At 70.8% G+C, this 23,693-nt stretch carries 20 protein-coding genes; 12 read left to right on the top strand and 8 right to left on the bottom strand.

The features are described from left to right. Positions 1 to 14 precede the first annotated feature (14 nt). On the top strand, positions 15 to 959 hold the full coding sequence (locus tag OG858_RS12240; protein ID WP_319066096.1) for an SCO2102 family sporulation regulator: 945 nt from the start codon (positions 15 to 17) through the stop codon (positions 957 to 959). A gap of 25 nt (positions 960 to 984) precedes the next feature. On the opposite strand, the gene OG858_RS12235 is transcribed toward OG858_RS12240, so the two are convergent. From OG858_RS12235 to OG858_RS12220, 4 genes are all read right to left on the bottom strand, one after another. Then, positions 985 to 2,499 carry a phytoene desaturase family protein gene (locus OG858_RS12235; protein ID WP_328544915.1) on the bottom strand — a complete coding sequence of 505 codons (1,515 nt, stop codon included), beginning with the start codon at positions 2,497 to 2,499 and terminating at the stop codon, positions 985 to 987. A 423-nt stretch (positions 2,500 to 2,922) separates the two neighbouring features. Then, positions 2,923 to 3,555 carry a TetR/AcrR family transcriptional regulator gene (locus OG858_RS12230; RefSeq protein WP_086753509.1) on the bottom strand — a complete coding sequence of 211 codons (633 nt, stop codon included), beginning with the start codon at positions 3,553 to 3,555 and terminating at the stop codon, positions 2,923 to 2,925. Positions 3,556 to 3,590: 35 nt separating this feature from the next. Next, on the bottom strand, positions 3,591 to 5,675 hold the full coding sequence (locus OG858_RS12225; RefSeq protein ID WP_086753507.1) for a YhgE/Pip domain-containing protein: 2,085 nt from the start codon (positions 5,673 to 5,675) through the stop codon (positions 3,591 to 3,593). Then, positions 5,647 to 6,558 carry an ATP-binding cassette domain-containing protein gene (locus tag OG858_RS12220; RefSeq protein WP_327749012.1) on the bottom strand — a complete coding sequence of 304 codons (912 nt, stop codon included), beginning with the start codon at positions 6,556 to 6,558 and terminating at the stop codon, positions 5,647 to 5,649. Before OG858_RS12220 ends, OG858_RS12225 begins: the two co-directional genes overlap by 29 nt. A gap of 317 nt (positions 6,559 to 6,875) precedes the next feature. Between OG858_RS12220 and OG858_RS12215 the strand changes: the two genes are divergently transcribed. The 10 genes from OG858_RS12215 (at position 6,876) to OG858_RS12170 (ending at position 16,426) form a co-directional block, all read left to right on the top strand. Beyond that, entirely contained in the window at positions 6,876 to 7,541 is a 666-nt protein-coding gene (locus OG858_RS12215; protein WP_328544916.1) for an ArsR/SmtB family transcription factor, read from the top strand. After that, entirely contained in the window at positions 7,538 to 8,875 is a 1,338-nt protein-coding gene (locus tag OG858_RS12210; protein WP_328544917.1) for an MFS transporter, read from the top strand. The genes OG858_RS12215 and OG858_RS12210 overlap by 4 nt, the downstream gene beginning before the upstream one ends. Positions 8,876 to 9,038: 163 nt before the next feature. Then, positions 9,039 to 9,794, top strand: a complete 756-nt coding sequence (locus tag OG858_RS12205) for a TnsA-like heteromeric transposase endonuclease subunit (protein ID WP_328544918.1) — start codon at positions 9,039 to 9,041, stop codon at positions 9,792 to 9,794. 11 nt (positions 9,795 to 9,805) lie between these two features. Continuing rightward, positions 9,806 to 11,839: a Mu transposase C-terminal domain-containing protein gene (locus tag OG858_RS12200; protein WP_328544919.1), complete on the top strand. Its 2,034-nt coding sequence runs from the start codon at positions 9,806 to 9,808 to the stop codon at positions 11,837 to 11,839. Continuing rightward, the gene (locus tag OG858_RS12195) at positions 11,836 to 12,894 is read left to right on the top strand and encodes an ATP-binding protein (RefSeq protein ID WP_328544920.1); all 1,059 of its coding nucleotides are present in this window, start codon (positions 11,836 to 11,838) and stop codon (positions 12,892 to 12,894) included. Before OG858_RS12200 ends, OG858_RS12195 begins: the two co-directional genes overlap by 4 nt. Beyond that, positions 12,891 to 13,868 (top strand): TniQ family protein, encoded by a 978-nt coding sequence (locus tag OG858_RS12190; RefSeq protein WP_328544921.1) that lies wholly within the window; start codon positions 12,891 to 12,893, stop codon positions 13,866 to 13,868. The genes OG858_RS12195 and OG858_RS12190 overlap by 4 nt, the downstream gene beginning before the upstream one ends. A 154-nt stretch (positions 13,869 to 14,022) precedes the next feature. Further along, positions 14,023 to 14,562, top strand: coding sequence for an SAV_6107 family HEPN domain-containing protein (locus OG858_RS12185; protein ID WP_319066089.1), 540 nt, complete (start codon positions 14,023 to 14,025; stop codon positions 14,560 to 14,562). A 143-nt stretch (positions 14,563 to 14,705) separates the two neighbouring features. Beyond that, a complete protein-coding gene (locus tag OG858_RS12180; protein WP_319066141.1) occupies positions 14,706 to 15,515 on the top strand; it encodes a methyltransferase in 810 nt (269 codons plus the stop codon). A gap of 287 nt (positions 15,516 to 15,802) precedes the next feature. Then, positions 15,803 to 16,201 carry a DUF3040 domain-containing protein gene (locus OG858_RS12175; protein WP_328544922.1) on the top strand — a complete coding sequence of 133 codons (399 nt, stop codon included), beginning with the start codon at positions 15,803 to 15,805 and terminating at the stop codon, positions 16,199 to 16,201. Between the two features lie 48 nt (positions 16,202 to 16,249). Further along, positions 16,250 to 16,426, top strand: a complete 177-nt coding sequence (locus tag OG858_RS12170) for a hypothetical protein (protein WP_328544923.1) — start codon at positions 16,250 to 16,252, stop codon at positions 16,424 to 16,426. Between the two features lie 159 nt (positions 16,427 to 16,585). Here OG858_RS12170 and OG858_RS12165 read toward each other — a convergent pair whose 3' ends face one another. The 4 genes from OG858_RS12165 to OG858_RS12150 form a co-directional block, all read right to left on the bottom strand. Then, a complete protein-coding gene (locus OG858_RS12165; RefSeq protein ID WP_328544924.1) occupies positions 16,586 to 19,117 on the bottom strand; it encodes a transglutaminase TgpA family protein in 2,532 nt (843 codons plus the stop codon). Continuing rightward, positions 19,114 to 20,472, bottom strand: a complete 1,359-nt coding sequence (locus tag OG858_RS12160; RefSeq protein WP_086750071.1) for a DUF58 domain-containing protein — start codon at positions 20,470 to 20,472, stop codon at positions 19,114 to 19,116. The genes OG858_RS12165 and OG858_RS12160 overlap by 4 nt, the downstream gene beginning before the upstream one ends. Further along, a complete protein-coding gene (locus tag OG858_RS12155) occupies positions 20,469 to 21,509 on the bottom strand; it encodes an AAA family ATPase (RefSeq protein WP_086750072.1) in 1,041 nt (346 codons plus the stop codon). The genes OG858_RS12160 and OG858_RS12155 overlap by 4 nt, the downstream gene beginning before the upstream one ends. A 285-nt stretch (positions 21,510 to 21,794) precedes the next feature. Beyond that, positions 21,795 to 22,340, bottom strand: coding sequence for a beta-class carbonic anhydrase (locus tag OG858_RS12150; protein WP_086750070.1), 546 nt, complete (start codon positions 22,338 to 22,340; stop codon positions 21,795 to 21,797). 327 nt (positions 22,341 to 22,667) lie between these two features. Between OG858_RS12150 and rsmH the strand changes: the two genes are divergently transcribed. Further along, entirely contained in the window at positions 22,668 to 23,624 is a 957-nt protein-coding gene (gene rsmH, locus OG858_RS12145; protein ID WP_086750069.1) for a 16S rRNA (cytosine(1402)-N(4))-methyltransferase RsmH, read from the top strand. Positions 23,625 to 23,693: the final 69 nt, after the last annotated feature.

The raw sequence follows: 23,693 nt of genomic DNA, 5'->3' as shown, positions 1-23,693 counted from the left end.
GGAGAGGGGCGTACATGGGCTGGACGGTCCTCTACATCGCGTTCGGTGTCGTCGCGTTGTGGCTGCTGGGTGAGGTGCTGCTGCAGTACAAGGCGCGTCTGCGCTGGCGGCTGCTCGCCTTCGCCGGTTTCCTCTGCGTCGTCCTCGGTGTGCTGATCCCCAACGTGATCGTCATCGCGCTGGGCGCGATCGCGTTCGCGATCGGGCAGACCTATGTCACCCTCTCGTTCCGCCGCGGCTTCGAGGCCGGCTGGGCCGTCCGCCCGCGCTCCGGTGAGGGCGAGGACGGCGGCAGGCTCGTCAAGGCGGGCAAGAAGCGGCGGCGTGGCGAACCGGACCGTCAGGACCCGACCCTGGAGGTCATGGACCTGGATTCCACGGCTGCCGGAACGTACCGCCAGGGCGACGACCTGCACGACGACGACCGCGACGACGACGTGTTCGTCCGCCCGCAGTCCACGCCCTCCGCGGCCGCCGTCTACTCCCCGGAACCCATGCCGGACGACACCAGCACCTACGGCATCTACGGCGACGAGAACACCCACGCGGGCGCCGCCGGTCAGCCCTACGCGACCGCCGACCAGTCCGCGCAGGACGAGGCCTTCGCCTACTACGGCTACGACCAGCAGGGTTACGGCTACGACCCGAACCAGCAGCAGTACGCCGCCTACTCCGACCCGTACATCGGCACCCAGACGTACGACGCCACGGCCTCGTACGACCAGTCCTACGGCCAGCAGGGATACGGGCAACAGGGCTACGGCCAGGACCAGTACGGCAACGGCGGCTACAGCGGCGAGACCCCGCCCGGTGGTGTCTGGGTCCCGCAGCAGCGCAGCACCGACGACTCGTTCGACGCGTTCGGCACCGACCTCCCGGCGGACCAGCAGTACCCGTACCAGGGCAACGGCAATGGCAACGGCCAGAACGACTACGACGAGCAGCAGTACCGTTTCTGAAGCGCGACCGGGTCCCCGGTGAGGCTCACTGCGAGCCGCGGAAGTCCGGTCCCTCCACGATCAGTCCGGCCACCAGCGCGCCCGACATCCCGGCGTGCGGGAGGCCGCCGCCGGGGTGGGACCAGCCGCCGACGGTGAACAGACCCGGCATCGCGGTGCGGTTGGACGGGTGCAGCAGACGGCCGTCGGCCGCTGCGAGCGCCGGGGCCGGGACCGCGCCGCCCTCCGCACCGGTCGTCCGGGCGATGTCGGCCGGCGTACGCACCTCGCTCCAGAGAAGGCGGTCGCGCAGGTCGGGTACGGCGCGCTCGGCGGCGTCGATCAGCCGCTCCGCCTGTAGATCGAATACCTCCGACTCGGCCCGGCTCCAGTCGGGTTCGGCGGGGACCGCGCACGTGATCGTGACCGCCTCATGGTCGGAGGTCGGGACCAGTCCCGGATCGTCCGGCCGCAGCACCGTCATCGTCGGTCCCGCCACCATTTCGCGTGACGGCCCGAACAGCAGGTCCAGCTCGCTGTCGCGGTCCTCCGTGTGCACCACCGTCCGGTGCGCCGTGCCCTCCGGCCGGCCACCGCGCAGCGCCAACAGCACCGTCAGACGGCTCGTCGTCCCCCGCTGGGCGGGTACCTCGCCCGCACTCCGCACGGCCGACTGCCGCACCCATCGGCCCAGCACCTCGGGCGCGACCCCGGCGACCACGAAGTCGGCCTCGGCCAGCGCACCGTCCGCCAGCTCGACCCCGGCCGCCCGGCCGTCCTTCTCGACGATGCCCGTGACCTCGACACCGAAGGCGAACTCGACCTTCCGGGCCAGACACCGCTCGTACAGCGCCCGCGCCAACTCCCGTATGCCACCCCGGACGTACCAGGTCCCGAAGGCGTGCTCCATGTACGGCAGGACCGCCGCGCCCGCCGGGACGTTCCTGGGATCGAGGCCGTACGCGAGGGCGTGACTCTCCAGCAGGGCCGTCAGCCGGGGATCGCGCAGCTCCCACGCGCCGACCTCGGCGAGGGTTCCGGCGCGGCGGGTGCGCAGGAGCCGCTTGTGGGGCACCGACGGGTACGGCTCGCGCTCGGCGAGGGCCCGCCAGTCGGGCCACAGCGGCTCCTCCAGGAGGGGGCGCCGGGTACGGTCCCAGGCCTCGCGGGCCCGCACCAGGAAGTCGCCCCAGCGGTCGCCGGCCCCCGGGCCGAGCGCGGAGTCCAGAGCGGCGACCACGCCCGCGCGTGAGGCGTTGGGCAGCAGGAGGTCCGTACCGTCCGCGAAGACGTGCCGGGCCGCCGGGTCGACCTGGACCAGGTCGACGCACTTCTCCAGCGGTTCCTTGCCGGTCTTGAGGAACAGATCGCGGTAGACGGCGGGCAGCGGCAGCAACCCCGGACCCGTGTCGAACGCGAAGCCTTCGCGCTCGAAGCGCCCCACGGCTCCGCCGTAGGTCGCCGTGCTCTCGTGCACCACCACGCTGTGGCCCGCGACGGCCAGCCGGGCGGCGGCTGCCATGGCGCCGAGGCCGGCGCCGATCACCGCGATTCTTGCCATGGCGGCAACTTTATCGGCCGCCACCGACAGTTCGATCTCGTGGGAGAGCCGCGGGGGGTGCGGTTGTCCGGCGGACGCGGGGGAGCGGGAACGCGTACGCGATCGTCACCAGTTGGCAACAGGGGAAATGGGGCTGAGTACGCAGGGCTGAGTACCCGTACTCAGCCGGTGAGATGAGTACGCGTACGGATGGGCTCCCACCTGCGGGAACGGGAGAGTGGAGGCACGGGAAGGGGCGCGGCTGCGGTACCGCCGACACGGGGCGGCGGAACGGCTCCCGCGCTCATACCGCTCCTTCCGCCGACGTGGGTCGGCGGGAGCGAGGCACGGGGGAGTACGGGGGAACGGAAAGCGCCGGTTCGAGATGGCCCGCGGGGGACGCGGCCAGTTCGAACCGGCGCTCTCGTTCGTGCTCCGGCCCGGTCAGCGCCTTCCGCTGACCCGGCCCTGGAGCAGCCGTGACAGCGCGGCATGGACGTCGTCCAGGGAGCGTTCCGGCTGGAAGGCCTTCCAGTCCAGGGCGGCCACCAGGACCATGCCGACCAGGGCCGACGCCGTCAGGCCGACATCGATCTCGTCGCTCAGCTCGCCTCCCTCGACGCCCTCGCGCAGCACCCCCTCGACGACCGCGACCGCCTCCTGCCGGACGACCATCAGCGTGGACTGCCAGGCGCGGTTGGTGCGCCACAGCTCGGCCACGTAGAGCTGGGTGAAGGACGGGTAGCGGTCGATGAAGAGCAGTCCGGCCCGGATCATCGCGTCCAGGGAGTCGACTCTGCTGCCTCCCTGCCGCGCGGTCCGCTCGGCGGCTTCACGGAGGGAGGCGGTGAGAAGTCCCACGCCGTGCCGCAGCAGCTCCTCGAAGAGGACCGACTTGCTCGCGAAGTTGTAGTAGACCGTGCCCTTGGCGACGCCGGCGCGCTCGGCGATCTCGTCCACCGTGGTCGCGGAGAACCCCTGCTCCGCGATGAGGGTGACAGCCGCTTCGTAGAGTTTCTGCCGGGTCGCCTCGCGGCGGCCCCCGCCTGCGCCGCCGGGGGCGTTGCTGCTTTCCATGGGCCTGATTGTCACAGGAACCGTGCCGTGCGCGGTCACAGACTCAACTCCGGGTGCAACCGGTCCAGGGTCCACACCTGCTTGCGGCGGGCGGACAGGGCGGTCAGGGCGAGGGCTCCGACGGTGAAGGCCGTCAGTACCGCGCAGGCCTGCCACACCGGGCCGAGGCCGCCGCCCGTGATCAGCCTCCTGAGGGCGTCGACGACATGGCTCATCGGCAGGAAGGGGTGGACCGCGTTGAAGAAGTCCGGGCTGGTCTGCACGGGATACGTGCCGCCCGCGGACGTCAACTGGAGCATCAGGAAGGCGAGGACGAGGATCCGGCCCGCCGCTCCGAAGCGTGCGTTGAGCCACTGCACGATCGCCGCGAAGCACGCCGTCACCAGGAACAGGAAACCCACCGTTCCGGCCGCCCGCGCCATCTCCAGGCCGACCGCCCAGTGCAGCACGGCCATCAGCGCGACCGTCTGCAGCACGCCCAGGGCGGCCACCGGAAGCCAGCCCGCCAGCGCGATCCGCCACGCCGAGGCACCGGCCGCCAGGGCCCGCCGGTTGAGCGGCTGGATCAGCATGTACGCCACCATCGCGCCCACCCACAGGGACAGCGGGATGAAGTACGGGGCGAACCCGGTGCCGTAGTTGGGCGCCTTGTGCAGGTCCCTGGTCGCCAACTGCACCGGGTCGGCCATCACCTCCGTACGCCGGTCGCGGTCCCGCTCGTCGTAGTCCGGGATCTGCTCGGCCCCGTCGTGCAGACCGCCCGCGAGCTTCCCGGAGCCGTCGGCCAGCTTGTACATACCGCCCTTGAGGTCGGCCGCGCCCGTCTTCAGGGCGCCGACCCCCGTGTCCAGGTCCTCCGCGCCGGTCTTCGCGGTGCCGAGGCCCGTGTGCAGCGTCTTGGCCCCCTTGGCGACCTTCGTGGCGCCCTTGTCGAGCGCGTTCACCTTGGCGACGGCGTCGTCGAGGTCCGTGGAGAGGGTGGGCGCCGCCTTCGCGAGGGCGCGGGCCTGCTTCTCCAGGGTCTGAAGGTCCTTGTCGAAGGCCTTCATGTCACCGCCGTAGTTCTTCACCACGGTGTTGACGTCCTCGGCGAGCACGGCTGCCTCCGCCGCCGCGTCCTTGGCCTTCTTCAGGTCCGCGCAGGCCGCGTCGGGCAGCACGGCCTCCTCGCAGCGCCGCTTGTGGACGTCGTTCAGTGTGTCCGAGGCGGCACGGGTGCCGGTCGCGGCGGCCGGTGCCGTCTCCACGAACGCGTCGAGGTGGTCCCGGATCGTGGCCGCCGAGTCGGCGACCAGGGTGGCGGTGTCGGCGATCGTGTCGCCGTTGTCCTTCAGGAAGGGCCGCACCTGGTCCGCCGCGGCGCCGACCTTGTCGGCGAGCTTGCCGGTGCCGTCCGCGACCTGCTGGGCGCCGTCCTCCAGATCGCCCGCGCCCTCGTCCAGGTCCTTCAGGCCACCGGACAGCTCCCCGCTGCCCTCCTTGGCCGTCCTCAGGCCGTCCGCGAGGTTCTTGGAGCCCTTCTCCGCCTTGTCGATGCCGCCCTTGAGGTCGTCGGCGCCGTCCGCCGCCTCCTCGGTCTTCCCGTGGATGTCGGAGAACGAGATGAAGATCCGGTCCAGGAACGAGCGCGATGCCTTCGTCGACGCCGCCGTCCGCACCTCCGAGAACACCGTCCGCGAGATCTGCCCCACGATGTAGTTGTTCGCGTCGCTCGTCCGCACCTGAAGGGCGCCCGTCTCCGGCACGTCCCCGGAACTCGACGCGATCCGCTCGCTGAAGTCCTTCGGCATGGTCAGCGACAGGTAGTACGTGCCGTCCTCGACGCCCGCACGGGCCTCGGCGGCGCTCACCCGGTGCCACTCGAAGGTGTCGCTCCTGCGCAGCCCCTCGGCGATGTCGTCGCCCGCCGTCAGCTTCTCCTTGCCGACCGACGCCCCCTTGTCGTCGTTCACCAACGCCACGGGGATGCGGTCCAGACGGCCGTACGGGTCCCAGAAGGACCACAGGTACAGGGCGCCGTACAGCAACGGCAGCAGCAGGAGCGAGACCAGCGCGGCGCGCGGCAGCTTCCCCCGGCCGAAGCGCCTGAGCTCAAGCGCGGCGAGTTTCGGCGAGCGCATCGGCCGTCTCCTTGTCGTCGTGGTCGTGGTCGTGGTCGTGGTCGGATTCGGGGTCGCGGTCGGAGTCGGGGTTGTCGTCGGTCTCGGGCGTGGGGGGCGCGCCCACGTCTTCACGCGCGCGTGCGGCTCCGTCCGGTTCACCCGCGCGTGCGGCTCCGTCCGGCGCCGTCGACACGACGACCGCCCCCTGGGGGGCCTCGCTGCACACCGCCACCACCGTGATCCCGGACTCGGTGAGTGACCTCAACAGGGCCCACATCTCGGACCGTTCGGCGTCGGAGAGCTTGAGGTCGGTGTCGTCGACGCCGAGCAGCAGGGGCCGGCCGACGAGGGCGAGGGCGACGGACAGCCGCAGGGCCTCCATCCGGTCCAGGTCGCGTACGGCGGTCCGGGAGCCCTTGGGCAGGGCCTCGCGGTCGAGCCCGGCGGCGGTCAGGGCGGCTGCGATCCGGGCCTTCGCCCCGGTGGCGCGCTCGGCCCGGGAGCGCAGCAGCCCGCGCAGGGAGCCGTCGAACCGCCGCTGCAGCAGCGCCCGTTCGCGCAGGTGCTCCCCGACGGTCAGGGCAGGGTCGAGGTCGGTCACGCCGGGGACATGGGCGAGGGCGCTGATCCGGCGCACGGCCGCCATCCGCTTAGGCAGCCGCAGGGAGCCGACCGTCGCCTCGCCCTCGCTCGGCTTCATCCGCCCGGTGAGCGCGAGCAGCAGACAGGTCCGGCCCGACCCCGACGGTCCCTCGACCGCGACCAACGAGCCGGCCTCCGCGTCGAACCCGACACCCCGGAACGCCCAGCCGCGCGGCCCCTTGAGCCCGAACCCCTCGGCACCGACGGCGACACCGCGGGCCGTCCCCTGCCCCGTGTCCGCCTCCCCTGGCTCTGCCATGTCCCCCAAGCCCCTCTGCGATTTTTTGCACTGACTGGTCAGTGCAAAAACTACTCCGAACCTCTGATCGAAGCAAAAGGGCAGGTGTCCGGTCTCTGTTGACCTGGCGAATGTCCGCTGTAGTTGGCGAGCCGTACGCCGGTCGTCTCGGTGAGGTTGGCGAAGCTGGCGAACGTCGTGCGCACCGCCACTTTCCGGTCTTGCTCATCAACCGGGTCGACAGATGAGCAGCGGTGCCTCGCAGGCCGACTGAACCGCAAAGGTTTCTTCGCGAATGCCTCTTTGCGAAGAACTCTTTGCGGACTACCGTGTGTCGCATGGCTGATGCAATGGAGAGGCCGGATGGCCCGGACGTTGAAGAAGACTCGGTTGTCCTGGATGCCAAGGGGCTGCGTGCCCTGGCGCATCCGGTGCGCGTGCAGTTGGTCGGGCTGCTGCGGAAGTACGGCCCGTCGACGGCCACCCGCCTCGCGGAGCGGCTGAGCGTGAATTCCGGTACGGCCAGCTACCACCTCCGGCAGCTCGGCGCGGCCGGTTTCGTCGAGGAGGACACCGAACGCGGCAACGCGCGCGAACGCTGGTGGCGTTCGGTGCACCGGACGACATGGTTCAACGATCCGGAACTGGCCGAGCGGGAGCCCGAGGCCGCGCTGGCCTATCAGCAGTCAATCGCCGCCATCTACACCCTGCGCACGCAGCAGGCCCTGAACGGGCTTCAGACGATGCCCAGCGCATGGCGGAACACCTTCGACATGAGCGACTGGGCCCTGCGGCTCACGCCCGAGGAAGCCGCCGCTCTGTACCGGGAGTTGACGGAAGTCATCGCGCGCTACCGGCGAGACGCACCGGAGACGGCGGCAAGTGCCCCCGAGGGAGCCGAACGGGTCGCCGTGATCACGCAGATCCTGCCCGAACTGGATGCGCCTGCCGCGTCGTCGCTCCCCTCCGACGCGCTGGAAGAGGAAGGAAGCCCGACATCATGACCGACGACGCCTCAGAGGCCGGCGGCATACCCGGCAAGAGGTCCTTACGGCCGCTGGGCGGGGTGCTGGCGGCCATGGTTGTGTCGCTGACCGGCACTCGGATCTCCGTTGTGGCACTGCCCTGGTTCGTCCTGGTCACCACCGGCAGCGCCACCCAGACTGGGCTGGTCGCCTTCTGCGAGATGACTCCCTACGTGGTGGTCAAGGCGTTCACCGGGCCGCTGGTGGACCGGATCGGCCCGCGGGCCGTTTCCTGGACCACCGATCTGGCCAGCGCGACCGCCGCCGCCGCGGTTCCCCTGCTCCACGCCCTGGACCTGCTGTCCTTTCCTCTTCTGCTGGTTCTGGTCGCGCTGATCGGCGCGGCCCGGGGACCCGGCGACCTGGCCAAGGAGGTGATGGTCCCGGAGGCGGCTGAGCGCGGCCGGGTGCCGCTGGAGCGCGCCACCGGTCTGGCCGGTGTGATCGAGCGGCTCGCCTCAACCGTCGGCCTGGCGGTCGGCGGAACCCTGGTGGCGCTGCTCGGTCCCCTGACCGGACTCGCCGTCAATGCGGGCTGCTTCGCCCTCGGATCAGTGATCATCAAACTCGCGCTGCCTCGCGGCATGGGACACGCGGCTGAGGAAGCCCCCTCACAGGCCGAGGGAACGGCACCGGGTTACTGGCGGCGGTTCGGTGAGGGCTTCACCTTCTTGCGCGGCGAGCCACTGCTGCTCATCGTCATCGTCATGGTCGGCATCACCAACCTGCTGGACGCAGCGTTCACCTCGGTGCTCGTACCCGTCTGGGCCAGGGATTCCGGCAACGGGCCGACAGCGATCGGCCTGATGGGCAGCGTGATGGGGGCCGCGGCGGTCTGCGGGAGCCTGATCGCCGCAGTGGTCGCGCACCGGCTGCGGCGGCGGGTGGTGGTTCTCACCGGGTTCCTGCTGGCCGGGGCACCGAGGTTCCTGATCCTCGCCTTCGATGCCCCGCTGGGGATGGTACTCGCCGTCTTCGCGGTCAGTGGGTTCGGTTCCGGCTTCATCAACCCAGTGATGGGGGCCGTCCTCGTCGAGCGGGTGCCGCGCCGGATGCTGGGCCGGGTCAACGCACTCGGTGACTCGCTGGCCTGGGCAGGCATCCCTCTCGGCGGGCTGCTCGCCGGGGCAGCCGTGACCGCTGTCGGACTCGTGCCGGTGCTGCTCACCTGCGGCGCCGCGTACTTCCTCACCACGAATCTGGCTGGACTGCGGCCGGAATGGCGCGAGATGGACCGTACGCGTGGGCGGGGCGTCGTGAAGCCGCATTCCAAGGAAGACGCCTCACAAAGCAGTACGAATATAGCGATATGACCTTTACGGGAGGGGGGCGGACCATCTGGTCTTCTTCTCCCTCCCATCGCTCCTTCTGACCTCGCCCACGTTTCACAAGCACTGGCGAGCCGGGCATCACTCGTCTCGGTGAACTTGGCGGAGTTGGCGAACGGGGTGGTCTGTGGCTCGTCACTGTGGAGGTGTGGGTGCTGTTTTGCAGGTGGTGGCCGGGGGTGCACCCGCCCAGGGGGACGGGTTCGAGGTGGCGTACGTGGACCGCCTTGGAGGCGAGCACCACGTAGATCTGTACGACGCCGCCGCGGTGCAGTTCGAGGACTGCCGTCCGGTGAGGTCGTTCCCGTCATGGAAGGGGCAGCGCAACTATCCGGGGCTGTGGTGGTCGGCGACAGCCGGTCGGCATGTCGGTTACGAGTCCTGGCTGGAGCGGGATCATGCGATGCTGCTGGACTTCGACAGCCGGGTGACGGGGTTCGCGTCGCAGCCGATGTGGCTGTTCTGGACGTTGGGCGGACGCCGCCGGTCCCATGCTCCGGACTGGTTCGCGCGGCGGTCGGACGGCACCGGGCTGGTGGTGGACTGCCGTCCGCTGGACCGGGTCAAGCCGCGGGACGCCGAGGCGTTCGCTGCGACCGAGCGGGCCTGCCGGGAGATCGGATGGGAGTTCAGCCTGGTCGGGGCACCGGATCCGGTGAAGCTGGCGAATGTCCGCTGGCTGGCGGGTTACCGGCATCCGCGGCACCGGCTAGCCCCTGTCGTCGACCGGCTGTTGGACGTCTTTACCCGCGAGACGCCCCTGCGGGTCGGTGTTGAACGGGTCGGCGATCCGATCGCGGTTCTGCCGGTGCTGTTCCACCTGCTGTGGTCGGGCGGCCTGGTGACGGACCTGTCGGTGGTGCTGGGCGAGTACGCCCTGGTCCGGCGGGCGGAGGCGGCGTGATGAGGGCAGGGGTGTCCAGGCCGGGAGTGCTTCGGGTCGGTGACCGGGTGCTCTTCGAGGAGAGCGAGCACACGGTGGTCGGTATCGAGGGCGTCACGGTGCGCCTGCACGGCGCCGACGGCGGGGACCAGGCTCTGCTGCTGCCCTTCCTGCTGGCCTCGGACGGATTCGCACTCGTCGGTCTGTCCGGTAACGAGGCGGAGTTCGCGTCGGCGGGCGTGCTGGAGTCACTGCCGCCGGAGGCGGTGGCCGATGCGCGGTTCTGGGAACGGCATGTCTCGGAGCTGGAGTGCGGGCTGCCTGCAGACGCCGCATCAGGGACCCGTCCCCGGCCGGAATACGACCCGGCCCGCACGATCCTGGCCGAGCGGGAGCGGGCGAAGACCGCTGAACTGGCCGCGCTGGGGCGGCCGGTGGGTCGGCGCACCTTGCAGCGGATGCGGGCTCGCTACCGGGCTCAGGGCCTGCTGGGGCTGGTGGATCACAGGGCGATGCGGCCCTCGTCCCCGACCGGACGGGCCGACCAGCGGGTGATCGACGCGATCGTCCGCGCGATCGGTGAGGAGACCGACACCTCCACCGGCACCCGTTCGCGGCTGATGCGGCGGGTCGAGCAGTTGTTGGAGACCGAGCACGGGGCCGGGGCGGTGGCGATGCCGTCCAGGGCGGCTTTCTACCGCCTGGTCGAGCAGCTTTCCACGGGGCGGCACACCTTCAGCGCGGCCACCACCCGGCGGCAGAACGCCAACCGGCCCACAGGACTGTTTACTCCGACTACGGCCAGTCGGCCGGGCGAGCAGGTCCAGATCGACACCACCAAGCTCGATCTGCTGGCCGTCCTGGACGACGGCACGGTCCGCAGGCCGGAGCTGACGATCGCGGTCGACATCGCCACCCGGACGATCTGCGCGGCGGTGCTGCGGCCGGAGAGCACAAAGGCGGTGGACGCTGCCTTGCTACTGGCGAAGATGTTGGTGCCCGAAGTCATGCGCCCCACCTGGCCGCAGGCGCTCGCCGCGTCGACGTCCCGACTCCCGCACGCCCGCCTGCTGGAGATCGACGCCCGGTTCGAGCACGCCGCCGCGAAACCGGTGATCGTCCCGGAGACCATCGTCACCGACCACGGCACCGTCTACCTCTCGCAGACGTTCACTGCCGCCTGCCAGCGCCTGGGCATCTCCGTCCAGCTCGCCCATCCCGGCACCCCGACGGATAAGGGCGTCGTCGAGCGCACGTTCTCCTCGATCAACACCCTGTTCTGCCAGCATGTCGCCAGCTACACAGGACGGGACGTCAGCCGGCGCGGTGTCGACCCGGCCCGCAAAGCGGCCTTCAGCCTGCCCGAACTCGACGACCTGCTCCAGGAATGGGTCATCCACTGGCAGATGCGCCCGCACGACGGACTGGTACATCCCTTCCTGCCCGGCCGACCCCTGTCGCCCAACGACGCCTACGCGCTCCAGGTCGCCACCAGCGGCTACCTGCCGATGCCGCTGGGTCCGTCCGACTACATCGAGCTGCTGCCGGTGACCTGGCGGGTGATCAACGACTACGGCATCCGCATCGCCCACCGCACCTACGACGCAACGGAGTTGGCCGCCTACCGCAGGCAGTCGTCTGGCGTCGCGGTCCAGCGTGGCAAGTGGGAGGTCCACTACGACCCGCACGACCTCAGCCACGTGTTCGTACGCAACCACCGTGCCAGCGGCTGGATCACCGCAGAATGGACGCTGCTGCCGCTGGTGGCCCGTCCGTTCTCCGACGCGCTCTGGCGCCAGGCCCGGCGTCAGGTCGTCGAGCGCGGTCTGGACGGCGACGACCAGACCGCTGTCGCCAGGGCTCTGGACGCGCTGCTGCGACGGGCCGGACGCGAAGCAGGAGAGTCGCCTGGCGATGTTCCGCCGCCCCGGACGGCCACGCCTCTGCGGCCGGCCGCGGAACCTGGCGAGGACGACATCGACGGCGAGGAGGGAACTCCGACGGAGCTGGCCAAGGTCATCCCGTTCGGAGTCTTCGACCCCTTCAGCGAGGAGGACTACCGGTGACCGACGGCGACCCGGCCGACCGCGAGTTCCCCCTGACCACGAAGGAGGGATGGAGCCGCTTCGTCCAAAACGTCCCGGTCAGCGAGCCCCTGCTGGACCGCCCCGCACTGCTGTCACTGAGCGACATCGAGCGGGAGCTCTACGACGAGGCCAGAGCCGAGCACCACACCCAGCTGTTCGTCGCGAAGACCCCGACCGTGATGGAAGTGATCCGCACAGGCCGGGAGCTGACCCTCCTCAACCGCCGCCAGGTCTCCGCCCGCCGCGGCCTGATCGTCTCCGGCGAGGCTGGCACCGGCAAGACCACCGCGATCACCCAACTCGGCAAAGCCCACGAACAGCACGTCCGCCGCCGGCTTCCCGCCGACTGCGGCCCCAGGCTGCCCATCGCCTACGTGACCGTTCCCCCGGCCGCCACTCCGAAGATGCTCGCAATCGAGTTCGCCCGGTTCCTCGGCATCCCGCTGTTGCGCCGCATGAACCAAACCGAGATCACCAATGCGGTCTGTGAGGTCCTGGCCGAACTGCGCTGCGAACTCGTCCTGGTCGACGAGATCCACAACATCTCGCTCACCACCAGATCCGGCGCCGAGGTCTCTGACCAGCTCAAATACCTCTCAGAACGAATCGCGGCCACGTTCGTCTACACCGGCATCGACGTCGAGTCCGCCGGGCTGTTCAACGGCACCCGCGGCAAACAGATCGCCGGACGCTTCGTCAGCGTCCACGCCAAGCCGTTCACCATCGCTACCCCCGCCCAGCGTCAGGAATGGCTCGCCCTACTGGCCACCATGGAACAGTCCCTGCGGCTACATCGGCATACCCCGGGCATGCTGGCCGCCCACGCAGACTTCCTCTATCAACGCACCTCCGGCATGATCGGCAGCCTCGCGCACCTGATCAGGGCCGCAGCCTTGCGGGCCATGGCATCCGGCGCCGAGAAGATCACCAAGCAGCTGCTGGCGGAGATCCCCCTCGACACCGCAGCCGAGACGAGCGCACCGCTCAGCGCGCGTTCACGTCGAGCCCGAACCGCCCAGCGACGTGCCGGATGAACCGCGCTCAGTACGCCCCCGAAACTTTGACACTCGCGAGGAGCCTGGCCGTCCCCGTCCGCCCTTGGGGAAGCGAGTCCCTGCCCTCCTACGTCGCTCGCCTCGCTCACGCCAACCGCATCCCGCACACGGCCCTCTGGCGACACATTGCAGTGCCCCACAAAACTGGAGCGAGCAGCACCACGCTGCCCTGGGAAGCCACCCTCAACCAGCCCGCCGTCGCACGACTTGCCGTCATGTCTGGGATTCCCGTCGAACGGTTACGGAAGGCGCTGCCCGCCCTCTCCTGGTCGACCCGCGATGCGTCAGAGCTGCCCACGGACGTTCCCGCTGTCTGGATGCGCCAAGCTCACTCGCCCAATGCGGTCATCTGCCGCCAGTGCACCGTCCGCCGCGGTATCACAACTGGGGTCCGAGCACACTTGGCCCTGCCCGACATCGTGTGTCACCGCCACCACGTCTGGCAGACACCTGAACCCTGGGACGTCTCAGCAGTCCCCGAGATCGAACGAGCGCAACGGAACCTTCGCAAGCTCCGGAAGGCCCACGGCAGCCACATCATGGCCTGCTGCATCCGGGATGCACGCTGGATCATCAGCGGCTGGGTTCACATCCCAAGCCGGGAGCCGAAATTTGAAGATCTCTGGCAGCACCGCCGCAGGAAGCTAATTCTCCCGGAGCAGTTCCGTACCTGGGAACTGCCCGCCCACATCATGACCCACCCGGAACTCGTGACCCTTGCCTCCGCACTCATGCCGATTCACCTGGACGTGGGCTACCTCCGCGGCCTCGGCCTCCAGGAGTGGAAGTTCAAAGCACACCTGCGAGCCCGCCTCGGTCTGGACCCCCGGAGACAACCCACGGGCGACCCCATCAACAGGTTCTTCTACATGGTCCAGGCGGACCGGGCCCGCTGGCGGAACCCCAAAAACGCCATGATCGCTGAGACAGCTACACCGCGAACCGTTCAGTGATCATGGCGAACCGCAGCTCAGGCGAAGCTCCTCTCGCCACTCTCGCTGAGAAAGAACAGCAGGTCAGAACGGATTGTCAGTGGCATACCTCACGATGGGCACATACGGCACCTCGTGTCGGAGCGTGCCGTCCGAAGACGACAGGAGGTTCGTCATGGCCAGCCACCACGCAGCAGCCGCCAACCGGCGCCGCGCCCCCGGCCCTGCCCCCTCACTGACCGGCCCGGCGAGCGACGTGCACCCCGTGCTGCGGCGGGCGACGGCCCCGCCCGCCGCCCTCGACCTGCTCGCCCAGGCCCGCTCCGGACTCGACGAGGCGTCCGGCCACCGGATGCCGAACGAGCGGTATGCCACCGCCCATCTGGCCGCCCTGCGCACCGCCGCCGCGGTGCTCGCCGCCCGGGGCCGCCCGGAACTCACCCCGAGGCGTCGCGCCAAGATCCGCAGCGCCTGGGAAGTGCTCCCCGAGATAGCGCCCGAACTCGCCGAGTGGAGCGTGCTGTTCGCCTCCGGCGCAGCCCGCCGCGCGCGTGCCGAGGCGGGCATACAGGGCGCGGCGAGCGCCCGGGACGCCGACGACCTCATCCGCGACGTGGCGATGTTCCTGCGCCTGGTCGAACGGATGCTGGTGCTCCAGCCGGTGCTGCCCCAGCCCCGCCAGGACGGCACCCCGGGAGTCCCGGACGCGGGCTGACCGACCGCCTCGGTGCCGCCCATTAGGGTTGGGACATCAGCACCCTCCACCGCGGCCCCCTGGCCCGGCGGAGACGCAAGCCCATCGCTCCGCCGCACACCAGGCGGTGCCGCGCCGAGGAGTCAACTGCCGTGTCGGACCCGATGCGCCCACCCGTCTCCCACCCCCGGACGACGTCGCTGCGTTCCGATCCCTCCCGCCCCCGCGCCTCCCTCCGTACCGCCGTGGTCTGGGAGGTCCTCCAGGACGCCCTCGACCGCCGGGTGAAGGCCACGGGGCGTGTGTCGCTGGACGTGCTGGACACCGGGGGCGGCAGCGGCAAGTTCGCGGTGCCCGTGGCCCGCCTCGGCCACCGCGTCACCGTCGTCGACCCCAGCCCGAACGCACTGTTCGCGCTGGAGCGCCGGGCCGCCGAGGCCGGCGTCGCCGACCGGGTGCGGGGCGTCCAGGGCGACGCGCACGGCCTCTTCGACGTCGTCGATCGCGGCGGGTACGACGCCGTGCTCTGCCACGGCGTCCTGGAGTACGTGGACGACCCCACCGAGGGCATCGGCAACGCGGTCGCCGCGCTGCGGCCCGAAGGTGTGCTCAGCCTGCTCGCCGCGGGCCTGGGTGGAGCGGTGCTCGCGCGGGCCCTCGCCGGGCACTTCAAGGAGGCCCGGCAGGCGCTCGACGACCCGAACGGACGCTGGGGCGAGGGTGATCCGGTTCCCCACCGCTTCACCGCCGAGCAGCTCACCACGCTCGTCGAGGGCGCGGGCCTGGAAGTCGCCGCCGTACACGGCGTCCGGGTCTTCGCCGACCTGGTCCCCGGCGTCCTCGTCGACACCGAGCCCGGCGCTCTGGACGCCCTGCTCGAGCTGGAGGCGGCGGTCGCCGAACTGCCCGCCTTCCACTCCGTGGCCACACAGCTTCACGTGCTGGGCGAGACGCGAGGGACCGCCGGGTCCTGATCCGTCCCCCGGGGCGAAGGGGGTGACCCGCTGATCAGGGGCTCGGCGGCGGATGGAGTACGCCACAGGCCCCCCGATCGGGCGCTCGTGGCCGTATGATCGAGGGAGGCCGTTCCGGCATGACGGGCCGTCCGCTGGGGAATTCACACCTCAGCGGGTCGGGGCGCCATGGCGGGTTCCGGTTGGCGAATTGGCGTAGAGGGGCGGGTTTCAAGGGGGCGATTCCCTGCCTATCCTGAAGAGGACCCCCCGGGTCGCCCCGGCGACCGCACGATGAGGAGGACTCCGTGCCGCTCTCAGAGCACGAGCAGCGCATGCTCGAGCAGATGGAGCGAGCGCTGTACGCCGAAGATCCCAAGTTCGCGTCAGCGCTTGAGGGAAGCGGGCTGCGTACGTACACCCGGCGGCGGGTCTACCAGGCGGTCGCGGGCTTTCTGGTGGGTATCGCGCTCCTCATGGCCGGAATGGTCGCACAGCAGATCTGGGTCAGCGTGGTGGGATTCCTCGTCATGCTGGGCTGCGCCGTGCTCGCCGTCACCGGTTGGCGCAAGGCCCCCAAGCCGGGTGAGCAGCCCACCGGTGCCACAGGCTCCGCCGCTGCGCGTCAGACACGACAGCGCCGCTCCATGATGGACCGAATCGAACAGCGCTGGCAGCGCCGTCGTGACGAGCAGGGCGGCCACTGAGCCCGCCGAACCGCCGATTCGACAGCCACAGCTGAAGACGGACGAAGGGTGACCACCCACAGGGCGGTCACCCTTCGAGCACGCCCGAAAATCGAACGGCAGTGGATCGTCGATCGACTGTGGGTCGTCGAACGGCCGTGGATCGTCGAACGGCAGTGGATCGCCGTGCGGCGGCGCATCGTCGAACGGTCGCGGCTCGTCGAACGGCCTCGCTTCTTCCGGTGACGGCTCCCGGGCACCTCACAGCCGCGGCCACCCGGTCGAGCGGGGAGCCGAGCCCCGCACCCACACCATTGCACGGCCCCCTGCACACGTCTGCACGGCACCTGCACACGTCTGCCCCCGCCGGGTTCGCCCGGCGGGGGCAGACGTGTGCGGAGCCCGTCAGCTGTTCTGGCTCGGCGAAGGGCGTCGCCAGGGCAGCCGTGGCGTCGGGATGCGGGACAGCAGGTCGTCCCTGGTCCGCGCCCAGCGGGCGGAGAAGGCCCAGGCCACCCGGATGGCCGAACGCGGCAGCAGCAGTGCCCGGAGCTTCGTCCGGCGGCCGGCGTGCGCCCGGAGGCCTACCCCGACCTGGTGCGCGTCCCGGGCGAGGCCCGCAGGGACCTGCGGACGCGGAGCGAAGAGGACCTGCTCCACCGCCGCCGCCACCCGGTTCACCGCGTCCGCGGCCGCCGGTTCGAGCTCTCCGAGGCGCACGATCCGCGCGGCGGCCTTGCGGGGCGTCTGCGACTCGTCCGGCGCGATCCCGTAGTCCCACGCCGTGTCGGTCACCTCCTGCCAGGCGGCCAGCGCATGAGCCGCCGCGGCCTCCGTACGGCCGTACCCGGTGGCTCCGCCCGGTGCTGTCAGGGGGAAGCCCTCCGGCCCGCCCCCTTCGTCGGCCACCTCCCGCGCCGAAGCGGGCCCATGGGCCCCCTTCAGCACCGCACCGTCATGCGCGCCCAGCCGTACTGACCGCACCCGCAGCCGCCACAGCATCGGCAGCAGCGGGATGGCCAGCAGCAGGAGCGCCCCCGGGAGGATCAGCAGGGTCCAGGGAGAGAAGAACACCAGACCCCACAAGGAGCGCTCCTCGTCGTCCGAACCCGCCACGGCCGCCGCGGACTCGCTCGCGCAGGCACCCAGCTTCGCCTCCTGCGGCGTGCAGCTCTCGCTCGCCGACGGTGCGGCCGAGGGCTCCGTGGACGCCGACTGCGAGGGCCGGGGCACCTCGGGCAGGCCGCTCGTGCCGGGGTCCTCCGGCACCGTGTACTGAGGAGTCGAGCCCCGGTTGGGGGTCGGCTCGAAGCGGGTCCAGCCCACACCCTCGAAGTACAGCTCCGGCCAGGCGTGCGCGTCGCGCAGTCCCACCGACATCGTGCCGTTCGTCTGTGGGGTGCCGGGGGTGAAGCCCACGGCCACCCGGGCCGGTATGCCCAGTGTGCGGGCCATCGACGCCATCGCGAACGAGAAGTGGACGCAGAAGCCCTCCTTGTCCTGGAGGAACCGGGCTATCGCCCGCGCGCCGGTGCCGGACCGCACCTCGGTGTCATACGTGAACTCGCCGCTGAACGCGAACCAGTCCTGGAGCTTCACCGCCCGCTCGTAGTTGTTCGTCGCGCCCTTGGTGACGTCCAGCGCGGTCCGCGCCACCACCGACGGCAGCGAGGCCGGCACCTTGGTGTACTCCCGCCGCAGGGACGGCGGCGGCTCCGGTGCCGAGGCCAGCTGCTCCGCCGTGGGTTGCACGATCAGGCTCTCGACCTTGTACTGGGCGCCCTTGGTGTTCTGGCCGTGGTCACCGACGAGAGTGCGCCCCGCGGGCTCGTACCGCCAGTCGCCGTCGATGTCGACGCCGGTGACCGGGTACGGCATCGGCAGCCAGTTCTGCTCGTAGTCCTCCGCCGCGACGATCCGGGTCTCGATCGAGGTCCGCTTGACGTCGGAGGCCAGACCGATGGGGGTGCCGAACTCGTCCGGCACCCCGGTGATGGAGCGCTCGGTCGGCGTCCAGGCGGTGCCGTCGAACTTGTCCAGGGAGACGATCCGCAGATACATCTCCTGCACGTTGTCCGTGTTGGTGCGGTAGGACAGGACCTGGCGGTCCTCGTCCACGTTCAGGCTGCCGCTCAGCGCCACCACGGGGTTCACCGCGGCGATCGTGCCGCCACCGGAGCCCCCGCCGATGCCGGTGCCCGTGCCGTCCAGCAGTCCCCCGTCGAGGGAGGGCAGTCCGAGAGGCACCACCAGGGCGATGCCCAGCGCGACCGCGCCGATGCGCCGCCCGGTGCGCACCGGGGCCACGGCGCCGCCCGCGGACTCCGCGCGCGGAGCGGCGGACGCGCCGCCGAAGACCCGGCCCCACTGCGAGAGCCGGTCGCGGCTCTCGGTCAGGAGCAGCAGCAGATAGCCGGCGGAGGCCAGCACGAACCACAGCCACGCGGCGCCGTCGGAGAGGCCCGCGGCGACCGAGTACAGCGCGAGCAGCGGCAGACCGGCCGGGGCCGCGCTGCGGAACGTCACCGCGAGCGCGTCGACCAGGAGGCCTATCACCAGCACACCGCCGATGATCATCAAGCGGATGCCGTCGCTCAGCGGCGCCGGGATCGCGTACCGCCCCACGTCGTCGGCGCCCGCCTGCAGCAGCGTCGCGAAGTACTGGAACGCCTCCGGGCCGGGGACGATCCCGGCCACCGCCCGCTCCCGGGCGAAGACCAGCGTCAGCATCATCAGCGTGACCAGTGCCTGCGCGGCCACCGTCAGCGGCCGGGCCAGCGGAACCCGCCGGGTGAGCGCTCCCACACCGGTCTGCACGCCCAGCATGAGGGCCGCCTGGAAGATCCAGGTCGCCGGGTCGACCAGCGGCAGCAGCGCGCACGACGCCATGATCGTGGCGGCCCAGGCGCACAGCGCCAGTCTGGCCCGCCCGCTCATGACCGTCCCTCCATGCCGCTCCCGGACATCACACCGGTGCGCTGCTGGTCCGCCTGCCGCCACAGGTCCGTCAGCGAGGCGCCGCGCGGCACGGTCAGCGCCGTCCAGCCCGTCTCCTGCAGCAGACGCAGCGACTCCTCGCTCGCGCTCCCGGCACCGGGCACCTCACCCGGTTCGGTCGTCCACGCCTCGCTGTCCAGCAGGAAGGCGACCGCCCCGCCGCTGCGCTGACGCATCTTGCCGATCACCGTCGCCTGCTCCTCGTCGAGGTCGCCGAGGAAGGCGACCAGCAGCCCCTCGTTGCCGCCGCGCAGCACGTCGTACGCGGGCGAGAGGCCTTTGCCGTCGGAGTGGTCGATCACCGCGAGGGTGTCCATCATCAGCCCCGCCGCATCGGCGGACTCCTGGCTGGCGCCCGCGAACCCGTCGGCACCCTCGCCGGGCACCGAACTGCCGGTGTCCGTCAACAGCCGTACCGAGAAGCCCCGTTCGAGCATGTGGACCAGCATGGAGGCGGCGCCGGAGACGGCCCACTCGAAGGCCGAGTCCGGGCCCGCGCCGAGATACGCCTCGGCCCGGGTGTCCAGCAGCACCGTGCAGCGGGCGCGCTGCGGCTGTTCCTCGCGGCGCACCATCAGTTCGCCGTAGCGCGCGGTCGAGCGCCAGTGCACCCGGCGCAGGTCGTCCCCGTGCCGGTACCCGCGCGGGATCACGTCGTCCTCGCCGGCCAGCGCCAGCGAGCGCTGCCGGCCGTCGCCGTACCCCTTCGCCTCCCCGTTCAGCCGCACCGGCGGCAGCGCGTCCACCCGCGGGATGACCGTCAGCGTGTCGTACGTCGAGAAGGACCGGGTCAGCTCGCACATGCCGAACGGGTCGGTCAGACGCAGCTGGAGCGGGCCCAGGGGGTAGCGGCCGCGCAGATCGGAGCGGACGCGGTACGACACCTCGCGGCGGCCGCCCGCCTCCACCCGGTCCAGCACGAACCTCGGACGCGGACCGAGCACGTACGGCACCCGGTCCTGGAGCATCAACAGCCCGGTGGGCAGCCGCGAGACGTTGTCCATCCGCAGATGGACGCGGGCCTCGCTGCCGGCGGGCACCCGCGCGGGAGAGAGGCGGCGGCTGCCCGCGACCCGGTAGCGGGTGCGGTACAGCACGGTCGTGCAGACCAGCGGCAGCACGGCGAGCAACAGGCCCACCCGCAGCAGATCGCTCTGCCCGAGGACGTACGCGCATATGGCGGCCGCTATGCCGGCGGCCAGGAAGGAGCGGCCCCGTGTGGTGAGGCCGGTGAGGGCCGTGCGCAGCCCGCCCTTGTCCTGCTCCGGGGCGGGCGCCGGCCCGGCGGTGGTCATCCAAGCCTCCGCGGCGGCTGCTGCGGATACGCGGGCGTGGCGTGGACCGAGCCGAAGCCGCTCTGCGCCTGGGGCGCCTGCGGTACGGGCGTGCGCTGGAGGATCTCCTGCACGACCTGCTCCGGCGTACGGCGGTTGAGCTGGGCCTGGGCGGTGGGCAGCAGCCGGTGGGCGAGGATGGCCACGGCCAGCGACTGGATGTCGTCCGGCAGGGCGTACTCCCGGCCGCTCAGGGCGGCGGTCGCCCTCGCCGCGCGCAGCAGATGCAGCGTGGCACGCGGCGAGGCGCCGAGTCTCAGGTCCGGGTGGCTGCGGGTGGCACCGACCAGGTCCACCGCGTACCGCCGGACCGTTTCCGCGACGTGCACATTGCGGACGGCCTCGATCAGTTTCACGATCTCGTGCGCGTGCGCCACCGGCTGCATGTCCTCCAGCGGCGAGACCCCGCCGTGGACGTCGAGCATCCGCAGCTCGGCCTCCGGGCTGGGGTAGCCGACGGAGACGCGGGCCATGAAGCGGTCGCGCTGGGCCTCCGGCAGCGGATAGGTGCCCTCCATCTCCACCGGGTTCTGCGTGGCCACCACCATGAAGGGGGTCGGCAGCTCGTACGTCGTGCCGTCGATCGTGACCTGCCGCTCCTCCAGGGACTCCAGGAGCGCGGACTGCGTCTTCGGCGAGGCCCGGTTGATCTCGTCGCCGATCACGATCTGAGAGAAGATCGCGCCCGGCTTGAACTCGAACTCCTTGCGCTGCTGATCCCAGATGGACACACCCGTGATGTCCGAGGGCAGCAGGTCCGGCGTGAACTGGATACGCCGCACCGAGCAGTCGATGGACCGCGCCAGTGCCTTGGCCAGCATGGTCTTGCCGACGCCGGGTACGTCTTCGATCAGAAGATGCCCCTCGGCGAGCAGCACTGTCAGCGAAAGCCGTACGACCTCAGGCTTGCCCTCGATCACTCCTTCGACCGAACTGCGGACTCGCTCCACAGTGCTGGTCAGATCAGTGAGGCTCGCTCGATCGTCATAGGTCGTCACACGGCCCTCCTCGGCCCGTTCTTTCTCCAGGCCGTCGCTCTGCGATGCGGACCGGCCCACCCCGAAACACGGACACCACGCGCGAACTGCTCAGCGTGACGTCACATCCGCATTCTTGCTGCCGTTACCAATCCGTGTCACTCGCCTGTGGACAACAGTCCGCGTTATGTCGGTTTTGTGGTCAATTAAAGGCTGAGATGCCAGCAGATTGACAGGAAACCGGGGCTGCGCGGGACCGTCCTCGGGCGGTAGGAGCGCGGTCCCGGCGGTCGGGTTCGACGGGGCTCAGGCCGGGTCGATCTCCCGCAGCAGACCCGTCTTCACATCGAAGACGAAGCCGCGAACGTCGTCCGAGTGCAGCAGGAACGGGTTGGTGCGCACCCGCTGCATGGACTGCCGTACGTCCTGGTCCACGTCCCGGAAGGACTCCACGGCCCAGGCCGGGCGCTGGCCGATCTCCGCCTCCAGCTCGGTGCGGAAGTCCTCGGTGAGGGACTCCAGGCCGCAGCCGGTGTGGTGGATCAGGACGACGCTGCGGGTGCCGAGCTTGCGCTGGCTGATGGTGAGGGACCGGATCACGTCGTCGGTGACCACGCCGCCCGCGTTGCGGATGGTGTGGCAGTCGCCCAGCGACAGGCCGAGCGCGTCGTGCAGGTCGAGGCGGGCGTCCATGCAGGCCACGACCGCGACGCGGAGGACGGGGCGGGCGTCCATCCCGGGGTCGGCGAACGCGGCCGCGTACCGCTGGTTCGCCTCGACGAGGCGGTCGGTGACGGTGCCGTCGGATATGGCGCCTTCGGGGCCGGTGGGAACTGCTGCGGAGGTCGTCATAGCCACGACGGTACTGGTCACGCCCGCTGAGGGCGCCCTGTGAGAGAGGACAAAGAACGTCATTGAGGCTTGTTGTGAGGTAACCCACAGGAGTGGCCGGATCACGGCCGTACGGGTGATTTCTCCTGATTCGCAGGTTCGCCCGGGGGAGGCGTCGCGACGCGCAGGCCGGTTGATTGACCGCGATCGGCCGTGGACTAGAGTGACGCGGAGCGGGAGGCGAGGCCCCCTGCTGGACTGAAATCCCCAGGAGAACCGGTGACAGCCCGGCGTCTCCCCGCGTGCGCGGCGCGTACGTGCGGCTCGCGCCGGACCTGAGAGGGCCCCTTGAGCAACAGCCGCCACGTCCCCGTCATGCTCCAGCGGTGCCTGGACATGCTGGCCCCGGCCCTCGCGGAGCCCGGCGCGGTGGTGGTCGACTGCACACTCGGCCTCGGCGGCCACAGCGAGGCGCTCCTCACCCGGTTCCCCGAGGCGCGGCTCGTCGCCCTCGACCGTGACAAGGAGGCCCTGCGCCTCTCCGGTGAACGGCTGGCCCCGTTCGGCGAGCGCGCCACCCTCGTGCACGCCGTCTACGACGAACTCCCCGATGTGCTTGTCCGGCTGGGCCTCCCGCGCGTCCAGGGCGTCCTGTTCGACCTCGGTGTCTCCTCCATGCAGCTCGACGAGGCCGACCGGGGCTTCGCGTACGCCCAGGACGCCCCCCTCGACATGCGGATGGACCAGACGACCGGCATCAGCGCGGCCGAGGTCCTCAACACCTACGCGCCGGGCGAACTCGTCCGGATCCTCCGGGCGTACGGCGAGGAGAAGCAGGCCAAGCGGATCGTCTCCGCGGTCGTGCGCGAGCGCGACAAGAAGCCCTTCACGAACAGCGCCCGCCTCGTCGAACTGATCCGCGACTCTCTGCCGCAGGCGGCCAAGCGCACCGGTGGCAATCCGGCCAAGCGCACCTTCCAGGCGCTGCGCATCGAGGTCAACGGTGAACTCACCGTCCTGGAGCGGGCGATCCCCGCCGCCGTGAAGGCCCTCGCGGTCGGCGGCCGGATCGCCGTCCTGTCGTACCACTCGCTGGAGGACCGCCTCGTCAAGCAGGTGTTCGCGGCGGGCGCCGCCACCACCGCGCCCCCCGGGCTGCCCGTGGTCCCCGAGCGCTATCAGCCGAGGCTCAAGCTCCTCACCCGTGGTGCCGAACTTCCCACCGAGGAAGAGGTCGCCGAGAACCGGCGCGCCGCCCCCGCGCGTCTGCGCGGGGCGGAACGCGTGCGGGAGCACCTTGAATGAGGCGCACGAGGCGTACGAGGCGGCCGCACACGGTGCGTGAAGGGTGACGGTGAGTGAGTCCGAAAAGCG

Origin of the sequence: Streptomyces europaeiscabiei, assembly GCF_036346855.1 — a bacterium.
In the GTDB taxonomy this organism is placed as follows: Bacteria; Actinomycetota; Actinomycetes; order Streptomycetales; family Streptomycetaceae; genus Streptomyces; species Streptomyces europaeiscabiei.
Note: the sequence above shows the minus strand (reverse complement) of the source record. Positions and strands in the feature narration are given on the sequence as shown.